15 protein-coding genes and 2 tRNA genes are annotated in these 13,295 nt (G+C 63.3%); 7 read left to right on the forward strand and 10 right to left on the reverse strand.

The window, feature by feature from the left end; genetic code table 11:
• The first annotated feature begins 132 nt into the window (after positions 1-132).
• Entirely contained in the window at positions 133-699 is a 567-nt protein-coding gene (hxlB, locus tag EN862_RS08795; protein ID WP_127863712.1) for a 6-phospho-3-hexuloisomerase, read from the forward strand.
• 3 nt (positions 700-702) lie between these two features.
• Positions 703-1,446 carry a creatininase family protein gene (locus EN862_RS08800; RefSeq protein ID WP_127863713.1) on the forward strand — a complete coding sequence of 248 codons (744 nt, stop codon included), beginning with the start codon at positions 703-705 and terminating at the stop codon, positions 1,444-1,446.
• A gap of 371 nt (positions 1,447-1,817) precedes the next feature.
• Here EN862_RS08800 and EN862_RS08805 read toward each other — a convergent pair whose 3' ends face one another.
• The 3 genes from EN862_RS08805 to EN862_RS08815 all read right to left on the reverse strand — a co-directional run bounded on the left by EN862_RS08805 (position 1,818) and on the right by EN862_RS08815 (position 5,615).
• Positions 1,818-2,735 carry a carbohydrate ABC transporter permease gene (locus EN862_RS08805; protein WP_127863714.1) on the reverse strand — a complete coding sequence of 306 codons (918 nt, stop codon included), beginning with the start codon at positions 2,733-2,735 and terminating at the stop codon, positions 1,818-1,820.
• A gap of 8 nt (positions 2,736-2,743) precedes the next feature.
• Positions 2,744-3,859, reverse strand: coding sequence for a sugar ABC transporter permease (locus EN862_RS08810; RefSeq protein ID WP_127863715.1), 1,116 nt, complete (start codon positions 3,857-3,859; stop codon positions 2,744-2,746).
• A gap of 79 nt (positions 3,860-3,938) precedes the next feature.
• Entirely contained in the window at positions 3,939-5,615 is a 1,677-nt protein-coding gene (locus tag EN862_RS08815) for a sugar ABC transporter substrate-binding protein (RefSeq protein WP_127863716.1), read from the reverse strand.
• A 290-nt stretch (positions 5,616-5,905) separates the two neighbouring features.
• Between EN862_RS08815 and ugpC the strand changes: the two genes are divergently transcribed.
• The 4 genes from ugpC (at position 5,906) to EN862_RS36060 (ending at position 8,631) form a co-directional block, all read left to right on the forward strand.
• Positions 5,906-6,964: a sn-glycerol-3-phosphate ABC transporter ATP-binding protein UgpC gene (gene ugpC / locus EN862_RS08820; protein ID WP_127863717.1), complete on the forward strand. Its 1,059-nt coding sequence runs from the start codon at positions 5,906-5,908 to the stop codon at positions 6,962-6,964.
• A gap of 84 nt (positions 6,965-7,048) precedes the next feature.
• Positions 7,049-7,501, forward strand: a complete 453-nt coding sequence (locus EN862_RS08825; protein WP_127863718.1) for an RbsD/FucU family protein — start codon at positions 7,049-7,051, stop codon at positions 7,499-7,501.
• Positions 7,502-7,505: 4 nt separating this feature from the next.
• Positions 7,506-8,435: a ribokinase gene (gene rbsK, locus EN862_RS08830; RefSeq protein WP_127863719.1), complete on the forward strand. Its 930-nt coding sequence runs from the start codon at positions 7,506-7,508 to the stop codon at positions 8,433-8,435.
• Between the two features lie 97 nt (positions 8,436-8,532).
• Positions 8,533-8,631 (forward strand): putative RiPP precursor, encoded by a 99-nt coding sequence (locus EN862_RS36060; RefSeq protein ID WP_189400845.1) that lies wholly within the window; start codon positions 8,533-8,535, stop codon positions 8,629-8,631.
• A 25-nt stretch (positions 8,632-8,656) separates the two neighbouring features.
• Here the strand turns inward: EN862_RS36060 and EN862_RS08835 are convergent, their stop codons facing one another.
• Together EN862_RS08835 and EN862_RS08840 are read right to left on the reverse strand one after the other, a co-directional pair.
• Positions 8,657-8,860 carry a hypothetical protein gene (locus EN862_RS08835; RefSeq protein WP_127863720.1) on the reverse strand — a complete coding sequence of 68 codons (204 nt, stop codon included), beginning with the start codon at positions 8,858-8,860 and terminating at the stop codon, positions 8,657-8,659.
• Between the two features lie 168 nt (positions 8,861-9,028).
• Positions 9,029-9,105 (reverse strand) — tRNA-Asp (locus EN862_RS08840).
• A 218-nt stretch (positions 9,106-9,323) separates the two neighbouring features.
• Here EN862_RS08840 and EN862_RS08845 point away from each other — a divergent pair.
• A tRNA-Val gene (locus tag EN862_RS08845) sits at positions 9,324-9,399 on the forward strand.
• A 59-nt stretch (positions 9,400-9,458) separates the two neighbouring features.
• Here the strand turns inward: EN862_RS08845 and EN862_RS08850 are convergent.
• From EN862_RS08850 to EN862_RS08870, 5 genes are all read right to left on the reverse strand, one after another.
• Complete coding sequence (locus EN862_RS08850; RefSeq protein WP_348632068.1) at positions 9,459-10,019, reverse strand: hypothetical protein; 561 nt, start codon at positions 10,017-10,019, stop codon at positions 9,459-9,461.
• A gap of 142 nt (positions 10,020-10,161) precedes the next feature.
• Positions 10,162-10,917 carry an ABC transporter permease gene (locus EN862_RS08855; protein ID WP_127863721.1) on the reverse strand — a complete coding sequence of 252 codons (756 nt, stop codon included), beginning with the start codon at positions 10,915-10,917 and terminating at the stop codon, positions 10,162-10,164.
• The gene (locus EN862_RS08860; protein WP_127863722.1) at positions 10,914-11,687 is read right to left on the reverse strand and encodes an ABC transporter ATP-binding protein; all 774 of its coding nucleotides are present in this window, start codon (positions 11,685-11,687) and stop codon (positions 10,914-10,916) included. Before EN862_RS08860 ends, EN862_RS08855 begins: the two co-directional genes overlap by 4 nt.
• A 53-nt stretch (positions 11,688-11,740) precedes the next feature.
• Positions 11,741-12,793, reverse strand: a complete 1,053-nt coding sequence (locus EN862_RS08865) for an ABC transporter substrate-binding protein (protein WP_189400841.1) — start codon at positions 12,791-12,793, stop codon at positions 11,741-11,743.
• 67 nt (positions 12,794-12,860) lie between these two features.
• On the reverse strand, positions 12,861-13,295 hold the full coding sequence (locus tag EN862_RS08870) for a VOC family protein (RefSeq protein ID WP_189400839.1): 435 nt from the start codon (positions 13,293-13,295) through the stop codon (positions 12,861-12,863).

The following is a 13,295-nucleotide window of genomic DNA, read 5'->3' on the forward strand; positions in this document are numbered from 1 at the left end:
CAGCAAAAGTGCCGAGGCTCGTTGGACAGCGATTTTCGCGGTGATAGCATGAACAAAAACAAGCCTTTCGCCGGAAACGCGCGGCCACTCGCGCCTCGCAATCCAGTCCGCGACAAGCCAAGGTGGATCTCAATGACGCAAGCCGGATCAGAGATGTTCGCGACCGCGCTGGACGAGCTTGGCGCGGTGCTGGCGCGCACGGAGGAAGCCCGGATCGACGCCGCCTGCCAGATGCTTGCCAGCGCCGGCAGGATCGCCGTCTATGGCTGCGGCCGCGAGGCGCTGCAGGTGAAGGGTTTTGCCATGCGGCTCTACCATCTCGGCCTGCCGGTCTTCGTGGTCGGCGACATGACCGCGCCGCCGCTCGGGCAGGGGGACGTCTTCCTGGCGAGTTCAGGGCCGGGCGAGACCACCACGGTGCTGACCTTGATGCGGGTTGCCCGCGCGGCCGGCGCGAAGGTGCTGCTGTTGACGGCCGAGCCGGCAGGCAGCGCGGCGCAACTCGCCGACTTCACACTCGTCATTCCGGCCCAGACCATGGCCAGCGACCAGGGTGCGGCAAGAAGCTCGGTGCTGCCGATGGGCTCGCTGTTCGAAGGCGCGCTGTTCCTTTTGTTCGAGATCATGGTGCTGAAGCTCCAGGCGCTGACCAATGCAACGCCGGAAGCCATGCGCGCCCGGCACACCAACATGGAGTAGGGGATGCGCTACGAGCTCATGCTGCCGCACCAGATCCGCAAGGCAATCGAGGAGAACTGGCCGGTCGTGCTGCCGCTCGGCGTGCTCGAATATCATGGCGAGCACATGGCGGTCGGCATGGACACTTTAGCCGTCATCAAGACGGTGGAGCTGATCGAGAAGGAGAGGGACCTCGTCATCCTGCCGCCGTTCTATTACGGCGCTGCGAGCTATGCGGTGGCGGCGCCGGAAGGCAGCGGCTCGGTGCAGGTCGGCGGCCCGGTGCTTTCGCCATTCGCGGAGGAATTGTTCTATGGGCTATTGCGCATCGGCTTCCGAAACATCCACGCCATCATCCACCACCAGACCGAGAATTTCGTGGCCGGCATGCCGACCGACCTCGCCTTCAAGACTGCCGGCCGCCAGGCGATCTTCCGTTTCCTGGAAAAGGAGCGCGGCGAGGGCTGGTGGGGGTCGAACACCATGGCGGACTACTATGCCGGCCATGCGCAGGGCGAGAATGTCTTCAACTGGGTGCAGGTGCACCCGCTGATGCCGGCCGCGATGAACGGCAAATACCCGTTCGACCATGCCGGCAAAGGCGAAACCTCGCTGATGCTCGCGCTGTGCCCCGAGGCCGTTGACGAGACGCATTACGCCGACAACACCGGCTGGTACACGAAAGACGCGGCGGAGGCCTCGGCGGGCCTCGGCAAGATCGGCGTCGCCATGATCCTCGATCATTTGAGGGCGATCCTGCAGGCCTAGCTCCCCCTTCTCCCCCTTGTGGGAGCCTAGGGAATCCACACATCTTGCGTGACTGGCGTGACTGATCGGGCGGAGGCTTGATTGCCAGGTGGTTCCCCCAATCCGTCGCTGCTTCGCAGCGCCACCTTTCCCCCCTCCGGAGGGAAAGGAAGGGAGCGTTGCTGGACGAGCGTTGAGGCCAAAAAAGCTTGGCGCCTTTCCTCTACCCCGTCGATCGGGGGAGAGGTGGCTCGGCGAAGCCGAAACGGAGTGGGGGTCGACCAGCGCTACATAAGACAATGCATGCGCCAAGCAGCCATGCACGCTATCGTCAAAGGCCAGCCGCTTGGAAACGTGTGCATGCCGTAGTCTCGGGGGAAGGAGAGGTCTAGCTACTTCACCGAGCCGGCCGTCATGCCCATGATCAGGTAGCGTTCGAGTGCGATGCCGATGATCGCCAGCGGCGCGATCGCGGCGGTTGCCAAGGCTGCCATCGACCACCAGTTGATGCCTTGCGAGCCGGTCTGGCTCGCCACCATGACGGGGATGGTCTTGGCGTCGGTCGACGTCAGAAGCGCGGCGAAGAAATATTCGTTCCAGCACAGCACCATTGCTAGGATGAAGGCGGCGACCATACCCGGCAGCGCGATCGGCATCACGATGCGGAAGAAGGCGCCCCAGATCGACAGGCCGTCGACCAAGGCCGCTTCCTCCAATTCGACGGGAATCGAGTTGAACTGGTCGCGCATGATCCAGATGACGATCGGCAGCACCATCAGCGTGTAGAGCAGCACGAGCCCGATGCGCGTATCGAGGAGGGCGACTTCGCGGTAGAGCACCAGGAAGGGGAGCGCCAGCACGACCGGCGGCAGGATGAGCTGCGACAGGAAGAAGAAGGAGATGTCCTCGTTCCTGAACCAGGCGAATTTGTAACGGTAGCGGACAAGGCCATAGGCGGCGAGGCTGCCGATGACTATGGCGAGAGCCGACGCGCCGACCGAGGTGATGACCGAGTTCATGAAGCGCTTGAGGAACTCGTCGCGCACGGTCGACGTCTGGAAGATCGAATCCGGCGACAGGCCGAGCGAGCGCCAGCCCTTCCAGTCGGGCGTGAAGTCGACGAAGGGAATGAGATGGCCTTGCGTGACGTCGACCGCCGATTTGAACGAGGTGGTGATCGTCCAGTAGATCGGGAACAGGCAGACGAAGGCCCAGAACACAAGCGCGCCGTAGATGAGGACGCGGTTGGCGATGAAGGCCGCCGGCGAGCGGATCTCGGAAACGGTGTAGTCGGTGGTCTGGACGCTCATGGTGCCGCTCAGTTGACGTTGCGCACGAAGCGACTGGCGACTTTCAGCAGCCAGGTCACGAACACGACGATGATGATCAGATAGGCCATGGCGAGCATTGTGCCGTAGCCGACATTCGAGCGGTCGCGATATTCGCGGTAGATGAAGCTCGATACGGAATCGGTCGCACCGCCGGGGCCGCCAGAGGTCAGCGTGATGATGATGTCCGCGAGCTTCAGCTTGAAGATGATGCGCAGGATCACGGCCGTCACCGACACCGGCAGCATCAGCGGAAAGGTAACCTGCCAGAAGGTCTGCCACGCGGTCGCGCCGTCGACGCGGGCGGCCTCCAGCACCTCGCGCGACATCGCCTGCAGCCCGGCAAGCAGCATGATCATCATGAACGGGATGAAGGTCCAGGCGTCGAGCATCATGATCGAGATGCGGGCGGTGATCGGATCGGAGAAGAAGGCGGGATTGTCCCAGCCGAGATGGCGCGCCAGCGTTGCCGCCGGGCCGAAGCGGTATTCCATCAGCGATTTGCCGACCATCCAGGACACCGCGACCGGTGACAGCATCAGCGGCAAAAGGAAGACGACACGGAAGAATTTGCGGGCGCGGATCTGCGCGTTGAGCAGCAGCGCCAGGCCGAAGGCGACGACATATTCGACCAGCACCGCAAGCACATAGAGCACCATGTTGAGCAGCGCGTTGCGGTAATAGGGGTCGGCCAGCATCTGCCAGAAATTGTCGAGGCCGTTGAACCTGCGTCCCGTAAACGAACTGAGGTTCCAGTCGGTCAGCGCGATGTAGAAGCCGAACAGCGTCGGGAAGATCACCATGGCGATGGTGAAAAGCAGCGCCGGCAAAAGGAACAGCGCGCGCTGCCCGTCCTCGCCGCGCGTCAGCACCTGCCAGGCGCCGAGTGCCGCGCCCCACAAGATGTAGGCGTAGACCATAGGGCGCCAGGTGTCGAAGCCGACCGTGGACATCTCGGTCTTGTAGAGGATCTGCACGACGATGATCGCCAGCAGGCCGAGCGTGGCTGCGGCCAGTAGGCCCCAGCCGAGGCGCTTGCGGCCTGCCGGGATCAGGTCGGCCGGATTCGCCGGCCACGCATTCGCGGTCGAAGTCTGCTCAGCCACGCTTCTCGCCTCTTCGAGTCAGCCTAAATATGCGGCCCGGCGACGAGGTGTCGCCGGGCCGCGAGTTGGTCGAGACAGCCTACATGCCGAGCGAGGCTTTGTAGAGCTTGACCTGGTTTTCGCGGCCGATCTGGTCGGTTAGCTTTTCCCAGGCAGCTGCGATGGCGTCGGCGCCTTCCTGCGCCTTCATCTTGCCGGCGAAGGTGTTGGCAAGGATGTCCTCGGCGGCGCTGTAATACTGAAAGATGCCGGGGATGCGCGGCTCGATCGCCGCGTTCGGATGGTTGTAGCTGTCGGCTTCGGACTTCAGGTACGAGCTGATGAACGCCTCGTCATAGCCGGCCGCCACCCATTCCGGAATGTTGAAATGGCTGTTCCGATAGGGCTGGAAGCCGGAAGGATAGGCCGCGCACCACAGCGACAGATCCTTGCCGCCGAGATGCGCGGCGGCCGACCATGCGGCCTTCTTCTTCTTCTCGTCGGAATCGACGCGTGCCATGACATACACGCCCCAGCCGAGATAGGCGCAGTTCGGCGCATAGTTCGGGCCGCTGGCGAGCTTGTCCCACTTGCCGGTCTTGGAGTTATAGACGTCGTCGGAGCCCGGCAGGATCGAGAAGCCGGTGACGTCGCCGATGACTGACGAGTCATTGGTCTTCACGTTCGAGCCGACGTCGCCCCACCAGGGGATCATAGAGCCGGTGCCGGCCAGGAACTGCTGGAAGGCGGTCGTGTTCGGATCGGCGTTGATCTGATCGGCCGGTTCGGAAGGCAACGCATCGATGACGTCCTGGATGGCGCGCACCCAGGCCGGATTGTTGACGCGTGGCTTCATCGTGTCGGCGTCGAACAGCCAGGCCTTGTCATCGGGATGCTTGGCATAGGCCGTGGCGCGGCTGCCGAGGAAATAGAAGCCGAAACCGCCCCAGGGCTTGGGCGCGTCGAGATAGCCATAGACGTCCTGGCCCTTGAACTTCTTGCCCTTCAGGAACTTGGTGACGGCCTGCACCTGCTGCCAGGTCTTGGGCACGCCCCACTCCGTCAGGCCTGCCTTGTCGCCGCTGTCCGCTTTCCAGGCTGCAGCCAGCTCGGAGTCGGAGAACACGTCGGTGCGGTAGTTGAAATTGTGCGCGTCGCCGTCGATGGTCACGCGATACTGCTTGCCGTTCCAGGTGCCGACCGGCGGCTTGAGATAGTTGACGAGGTCGTCGAAGTCGATCTGCTTCTTGACCCAGTCGGGCATCTCGGAGGTGAGGCCCTTGCCGCAGACATCGCCTTCGAAGGGCGCGCCCATCTCGATCACGTCGAAGTCGACGGTGCCGGTGGCGATCGACTGCTGCAGGCGGGCGTTGTAGTCAGCCTGGGCGAGGTCGATCCAGCTGATCTTGGCGCCGGTATAGGCCTCCCACGGCTTCAGGAAGCCGCGGAACAGCACGTTGTGCAGGTTCTGGTTGTTAAGACCCATGAAGGTCAACTCGACGCCGGCGAACTCGCCTTCCTTGACATTGGCCTTTGTCGCTTCGAGGCAGAGCTCGCCGACCTTCTGGAAGTCGGCATCGGTCGGCTGGCCTTTGCCGACGCCCGGGATCTGCAGGATCTTGGCCCGCAGGCTGTCATCGGCCGCGGCGGGCCTCGTCAGTGCGCCGAGCCCGGCGCCGGAGGCGGCGGCGATTGCCGCCATCGAGGCAGCACCCTTCAGCACATCGCGGCGGCTCGCGCCGGCGCGCGTCAGTTTTTCATACAGGTCGACTCTCATCTACAGGTTCCTCCCAGAACAACAGCGATTGAATTGAAGTGCCAATCTCTCGGACGTGGAAACGTCTCTCGGTTCTCCTCGATCATACGGGGACGTGGGACCCCCACCCTGCGTCGCCGAAGCTCCGATCTCAGGGTAACAGGCCTGCGTCGGATTGGCACTCGCCACTATTTCGCGTAATCGATTACCTTGTCAACAAGATTGGGTTTTTATCTATAAGATACCGACTTGCCGTTGCCCTTGGCAATGGCTAGCTTCACCGCAAAAGATCAAAAGATAAAGGGGAGACGATGGCTCAGGTCGCGATCAGCAGTGTGGCCAAGGCGTTCGGAACCGTCAAGGTCCTGCATGAGGTCAGCGTCGATATCGCCGACGGGCAGTTCGTCGTGCTGGTCGGCCCTTCAGGGTGCGGCAAGTCCACGCTGCTCAGGATGGTGGCCGGGCTGGAAACGGTTTCCGGCGGCACGATCTCGATCGGCGATCGCGTCGTCAACAACCTGCCGCCGGCCAAGCGCGACATCGCCATGGTGTTCCAGAATTACGCGCTCTACCCGCACAAGACGGTGGAGCAGAACATGGCCTTCGCGCTAAAGCTGCGCGGCACCGATCCGGCCATCGTCGCCGAACGTGTCAAGCGCGCCGCCGACATCCTCGACCTCGCGCCCTATCTCAAGCGCTATCCGCGTCAGCTTTCGGGCGGTCAGCGCCAGCGCGTCGCCATGGGCCGCGCCATCGTGCGCAATCCGCAAGTGTTCCTGTTCGACGAGCCGCTGTCCAACCTCGACGCCAAGCTGCGCGTGCAGATGCGCACCGAGATCAAGGAGCTGCACCAGCGGCTGAAGACCACGACGATCTACGTCACGCACGACCAGATCGAGGCCATGACCATGGCCGACAAGATCGTGGTGATGCGCGACGGCCGCATCGAGCAGATCGGCGCGCCGCTCGAACTGTTCGACCGGCCGGCCAATCTGTTTGTCGCCGGCTTTATCGGCTCGCCGGCAATGAACCTGCTCAAGGGTACTGTGAGGAAAGGCGAGAAGCCGGTCGTCGACATTGCCGGCACAGCGTTTCCAATGCCCGCCAACAGTGCCGGCGAGGACGGTCAGGCCGTCGTCTACGGCGTGCGCCCGGAGCACCTGGAGATACATCCCGACGGCGTCGAGGCCAAGATCTCGGTTGTCGAGCCGACCGGCTCGGAAACCCTGGTGTTCGTGCGCTTCGGCGAAGGCGAGATGGTGGCGCTGTTTCGCGAGCGCCACGACTTCAAGCCGGGCGATGCGCTGAAGCTCAGGCCGCGTCTCGACCAGGTTCACCTCTTCGACGCCGAAACCGGCAAGCGACTTTAGAGCTTTACGCAATTCCGGACGGAAAACCGCTCACACTTTTCCTGGAATTGCTCCAGGCCGCACACAGACTTCCAGGAGGGAACCATGCTCAAAGGGATCAATCCGCTGCTCAATGCCGATGTGCTCCAGGCGCTGCGGGCGATGGGCCATGGCGACGACCTGATCATCGCCGACACCAATTTCCCGTCCGATTCGGTGGCGCGGCAAACCGTGCTCGGCAAGCTCTTGCGCATCGATGCGCCGGCGGCCGACGTGGTGAAGGCGGTGCTGTCGGTCTATCCGCTGGATACTTTCGTCAACGATGCGGCGGCGCGCATGGAGATCGTCGGCAAGCCGAATGAGATCCCGCCGGTGCAGAAGGAGGTCCAGAAGGAGATCGACGCGGCCGAGGGCAAACCCTGGCCGATGATCTCGATCGAGCGCTACGCCTTCTACGAGCGATCCAAGAAGGCCTATTGCGTGATCCAGACCGGCGAGCGCCGCTTCTATGGCTGCTTTGCCTTCCGCAAGGGTGTCATGCCGCCGGATGCGGAGTGAGGACATGGCCATCGGCAAGCCTGTTGTCATCCTGGGCGTGTTCGTCGCCGACACCGCCTATCGCGCCGACCGTCAGCCGCACATGGGCGAGACGATCCTCGGCAATTCCTTCAAGCTCGGACCGGGCGGCAAGGGCTCGAACCAGGCGGTCGCGGCAGGCAAGCTTGGCGCCGACATCACCTTCCTGACGCGACTGGGCGTCGATGCATTCGCCGATATGGCGAAGCAGACCTGGAGAGACGCAGGCGTGAAAAGCGCAGTCATCGACACGCCGCACAGCTATACCGGCGCGGCCTATATCTTCGTCGAGGAAGGCAGCGGCAACAATGCCATCATCGTCAGCCCGGGTGCGGCGATGCTGATCTCGCCTGCAGACATCGAGGCGCATGCCGAGCTCATCCGGTCCGCCGGCGTCTTCGTCACCCAGCTCGAACAGCCGATCGACGCAGCCTTGAGAGCGCTGGAAATCGCGCGCGGGGCAGGGGTGACGACCATTCTCAATCCCGCGCCGGCCGCCAGCCTGCCGGATCGCATCTACACGATCTGCGACTATGTCACGCCCAACGAGACCGAGGCCGAAGGGCTGACCGGCATCAAGGTGTCGTCGGTCGACGACGCCCGCCGCGCCGCCGACGCTTTGCTGGCCAAGGGTGTCGGCACCGTCATCGTGACGCTCGGAGAAAAAGGCGCGCTGCTGCACACCAGGGACCGCTCCGAACATGTCGGCGCGGTCAGTGCCGGTCCGGTGGTCGAGACGACGGGTGCGGGCGATGCCTTCAACGGCGGCCTGGCTGCAGCCTTGGCAAAGGGCGTCGAGCCGCTGCAGGCCGTGCGCTTCGCCTGCGCGGTCGCCGGCATTTCGGTGACTCGCCCAGGCACCGCGCCGTCCATGCCGACATTGCAAGAGGTCGAGGCGCTGCTCGCGAAGGCATGAACTTGTAGTTCGCCTGGTTTATTAGCGGCCTCTTGAGCCGGAACGCTCCTGAAGCGAGCGCGTTCATCCTCCTGGTCGGCAACGCCGGAACGGCAGGATGAAGAAACCTTACGAAAAACCCACGCTTGTGAAGCGCCAGAGGCTCACCGAGCGTACGGCCCAGATCATCGCTTCCGGCGTGGTCGTGGGCGAATGATTCGCTGAATCGGGCTCGGACAGCGCTAAAGAATCCTGCTTGTCAGCTCCAGCATTGTCGTCGCGTCTTGCTCGCTGCCAGGCATATGCACGACGCGGAGCACGCGAAGGTCCTGGTTCGATCCGTCGACCGGCATCGACACGCTTTCGCCAACCCGCGGCAATTCCTGGAAGGCAAGCTCGTCCACATCCCTGGCGTCATCAATCGAAATGCGGCATCTCACAGCCATCTTGATCTCCGTCTTTTTCGCCCGTGGGCTGAACGGGATAAGATTGGAATGGTTCCGGGAGGGTGCCGGCACCGCTTGTGTTATGACGAGTGTTCTCAAGACATGAGAGAGAACCGCGCTAAGACGCGCTCTACACACCGATTTTTCCGATTGATCCCGTGAAGGAAATGGCGCGAGTGACGGGGCTCGAACCCGCGACCTCCGGCGTGACAGGCCGGCACTCTAACCGACTGAGCTACACCCGCGCACTGACGAGCACGTGTCAGGCGTGTTCGTCGTTGGGGCGCTGGATAAGGGGTTCGCCTGCGGGTGTCAAGCGCGGCATTGAAGCATTACAGCAATCAGGAGAAGGTTTTTTGACAGCGGCGTCGAACCTGGGGAAATCCGCGCCGCGACGGGCGCACCGCCGGTTCATTTGGCCTTGCGAACGCGACCCTAACTGCTTAAAGGTCCGCGCTCAGGCGGGCGATTAGCTCAGTTGGTAGAGCGCTTCGTTTACACCGAAGATGTCGGCGGTTCGAGCCCGTCATCGCCCACCATGATCCAAGATGCCGATTGCGGTGGGGCGATCAAATGACCGTCCCACCATCGTAGTCGACTACTGCCTCACGTAGCAGCGCTTCTGGACATCCGGCGCCGGGTCTTCGCCGAAGGCGTCGTTGCTGCACTCCACACCGTTCCTGAAGACGTCCTGCGTGTACTGGCCACGTGCTCCGTATCGGACCACAGCGCGGCCGCGGAAATCGCAGAAATCGCCTTCCTTCGCGCAGGGGACCCACCCGCCGCGGCCCGGGCGCGAACCGTAATCGTCGCCGCCGTAGTTGTCGTCGTCGCCGTAGTTGTTGTCACCGCCATAGTCACCGCGACCGCGCGCGACAAAATAACAGGCTTTCTCGCGACCGGGGGCCGGGTCGCCAAAAACGCGATTCGAGCAACGGACGACGGGACGATCGAAAAACCGGGAGGTCATTCGACCGCGCGCGCCATAGACCACTTCCGTGGGGTAGGGCAGGCGGCAAACGCCGCCTTCATTGGCGCATCGCCGCAGCTGCTGGGCCGACGCGGTGGCGGGGAAAAGGGTGGACGCCGCGGCGACCAGGCCGGCCAGACATATGAAGGCCAGCATCGTTCGGATCGAGACGTGAAAAGTTTTTAGCACGAATTGTCTCCCGGTTTGGTTGTGCGTCCGCATCCTACCGCAGACGGGTTGAATGCGCGATGAATGGCCGATTGCGTCGGAAGGCTATCGCTAACTCGACGTGCGAGTGCAGAACGCCGGCCGGTCTCACCGATGGCACGGTTCAGTATTTGATGATCCGCCGTTCAACAAGAACCACCAGGCAGAACAGCGCGATCGACAGCGACGACGACAGCGCGATCGCAGCATAGAGCCGGTCGGACTGGTAGTTGAAGGTGGCCTGGATGATCAGCGCGCCGAGCCCTTTGTCCGAGCCGATCCATTCGCCGACGATGGCGCCGATCACGGCGGTGGCCGAGGCGATCCTGAGCGAGGAGAACAGCATAGGCAGGGCGCGGGGCAGGCGCAGGCTCCAGAAAATCTCCGAGCGTGTCGCCGACAGCACCCGGAACAGCTCGTGTTCGTTGTCGCTTGCCGAATCAAGGCCGCGGATCATGTTCACCAGCGTCGGGAAGAAGCAGATCACTGCGGCAATCACGATCTTCGGCGTCATGCCGAGGCCAAAGATCAGGATGATGATCGGCGACAGCGCCAGGATCGGAATGGTGTTGAAGAAGAGCACGATCGGGAAATAGGCGGCCTGCAGGACGCGGCTGTGGACGAAGAGCACGGCGAGCAGCACGGCAGCGAGATTGCCGATGACGAAACCGGCCAGCGCCTCGATCAGCGTTGGCCGCAGATTGTCCATGAGGAGGGTAAAATTCTTCTGGAAGACGCCGAAGATGGCCGTCGGCGTCGGCACGATATAGGCCGGCACGCCAAGCAGCGGCAGGAGATATTGCCAGGCAAGCAGGATCGACGCCGCGCCAAGGACGGGAAGCGCGACGGTCATTTGCGGGGAGAGCGGCACCTGTCTCACGATGCGCGCTCCAGCGCCACGCGCAGATCGGCCATGGCGGCGACAATTACCGGAGCTTCGCGCTTGCAGCGGTTGCCTTCCTGCTTGAAGGGCCGCATGTCGAGGTCCTTGACGACGCGCCCGGGATTGGCGGCCAGCACGATGACGCGCTCGCCGAGATAGGCGGCTTCCGCAATCGAATGCGTGACGAAGAGGATGGTCGTGCCGCTGCGCCGCCAGAGCGCCAACAGCTCGTCGTTCAACCGGTCGCGCGTGATCTCGTCCAGCGCGCCGAAGGGTTCGTCCATCAGAAGCAGTTTCGGTTCGCCGAGCAGGGCACGCGCGATCGCCACCCGCTGGCGCTGGCCGCCGGAGAGCTGGTGCGGCAGGCGCTCGCTGAGGCCGCCGAGCCCCATCAATTCCAGCAGTTCCGTGCTGCGGTCCTCGATCTTGCGGGTCAGGCTGCGCTGGCCGACGCCAAGCGGCAGGCGCACATTGTCGCGCACCGTGCGCCAGGGCAGCAGGGTGGAATCCTGGAAGACGAAGCCGACATCGCGGCGCGAGCGCACCGTATGCGGCGTCTCGCCAAGCACGCTGATCGTGCCGCCGAGGGGATCGAGCAGGTCGGCCACCACGCGGAGCAAGGTCGACTTGCCGCAACCGGACGGCCCCAGGATCGACAGGAAGGAACCGGCCGCGACGGTCAAGTCGAGGCCGGCGAGCACCTTGACGGCCGCCTGCCGGCCGCCATAGCCGACATCCAGCTGTCGCGCTTCGATCGCGTTAGCCATTAGATCAGCATGATCTTTTCTGAAAACCGGTTCCCACTTTTCAGGATCATACTTTAGGCCGCGGGCGCGTCGAGTTTGGGCCGGTCGGCGGCCGAGAGTTCGAGTATCTTGGTGGTGTAGACATCGGCGGCCGCCGGGCGTCCGTTCGGATATTGGCCAACCTTGTCGAGCAGCGCCAATTGCTCCTCGATCGAGGCGGGATCGAACGTGCCCCAGCCATCCTTGGCGGTGGCGCCGTCGAAGGAGAGCTTCAGCACCAGGTTGATGGTCTTTTCTTCCCAGCCGAGGTCCATTTCCGGATAGGCGGCGACCATCTTCTTCACCGCTTCCTGCGGGTTGGTATGCACCCAGCCCCAGCCCTTGCCGACGGCGCCGATGAACTTCGCCAGCGTCTCAGGGTCCTTCTCGATCGCGGCGTCGGTGGCGAAATAGACGTCCGCATAGGAACTCAGGCCGAGATCGCGCACCAGGAGGTCGATGCGATCGTCGCCGACCACGCTCAGCGCCTGCGTGTTGGTGATCCAGCCGCCGATCGCGTCGACATCGCCGCGCACCAGCGGGCCCTTGTCGAAGCCGACATTGACGATGGTGACCTCGGACGGATCGATCCCGTTCTTGGCCAGGATCTCGTCGATGACGAAGCGCGCCGTCGGCTGGATGCCGATCTTCTTGCCCTTGAGATCGGCGACGCCCCGGATCGGCTTGGCGGGTTTCGAGGTCAGCGCATAAGGACCGGTGCGGAAGCCGCAGGCGATGATCTTGATAGGTACGCCGCTGGCGCGGGCAGAATAGAGCTGCGGTGTTTCCGAGAACTGCCCAAGCTGGGCGGCTCCCGAAATGACCGGCGGCACGGTCGACGCGTTGGGGCCACCGGGGCTGAACTCGACCTCGAGGCCGGCATCCTTGAAGTAACCGTTGGCGACGGCCGCGATGTCGCCGATCTGTCCGTTGGACATCAGCCAATCATACTGGATGACGACCTTGCCCGCGGCCCTGGCGCCGGGCGTCAGCACCAGCTGCATGCCGGCAGATGCGGCCGCAACGGCTGCGATGCCGCCTTTTACAAACGCACGGCGATTCAATTCGAAGTCCCTGTTCCCATTCATTTTTCGCTCCTGTTGCAGACTTTTCTCGTCTCTTCTTCAGGCGCCGCTCCCTTCAGTGCGGCGTCGTCTACGGCTGTTCGTCGTGATAGTCGCCAGGGCCGCCGTCGAGCCAGGCGTAAAGCTCCCAGAGCGTGTCGTCCGGGTCGGTGAAATAGGCGCAGCGCGCGTTCCAGACGTAGTTTTCCGGCGGGCCGTAGAAAGGCACGCCTTTGGCGCTCAGCTCGCCATGCAGCCGGTCGATGTCGGCCGGCGTGTCGAGCTGCACGGCGACGCAGACCTTGTGCGCGTGGCGCGGCGATCTCAGCTTCGACACGCCGGTATGCCGGTTGATGTGGTCGAGCTCCCAGGCGGCGAGTGTCACGCCCTCGCCATGGAAATCGGCAAAGCCTTCGGCGCGGCGGCGCAGGCGGAAGCCGAGTTTCTCGACATAGAAATCGACTGTCCTTTCGATGTTTTCCACCAGAAGGCAGACGTCTGAGATGCGCGTGATGCTCGCAGACAT

Source organism: Mesorhizobium sp. M2E.F.Ca.ET.219.01.1.1, from assembly GCF_004016445.2.
In the GTDB taxonomy this organism is placed as follows: Bacteria; Pseudomonadota; Alphaproteobacteria; order Rhizobiales; family Rhizobiaceae; genus Mesorhizobium.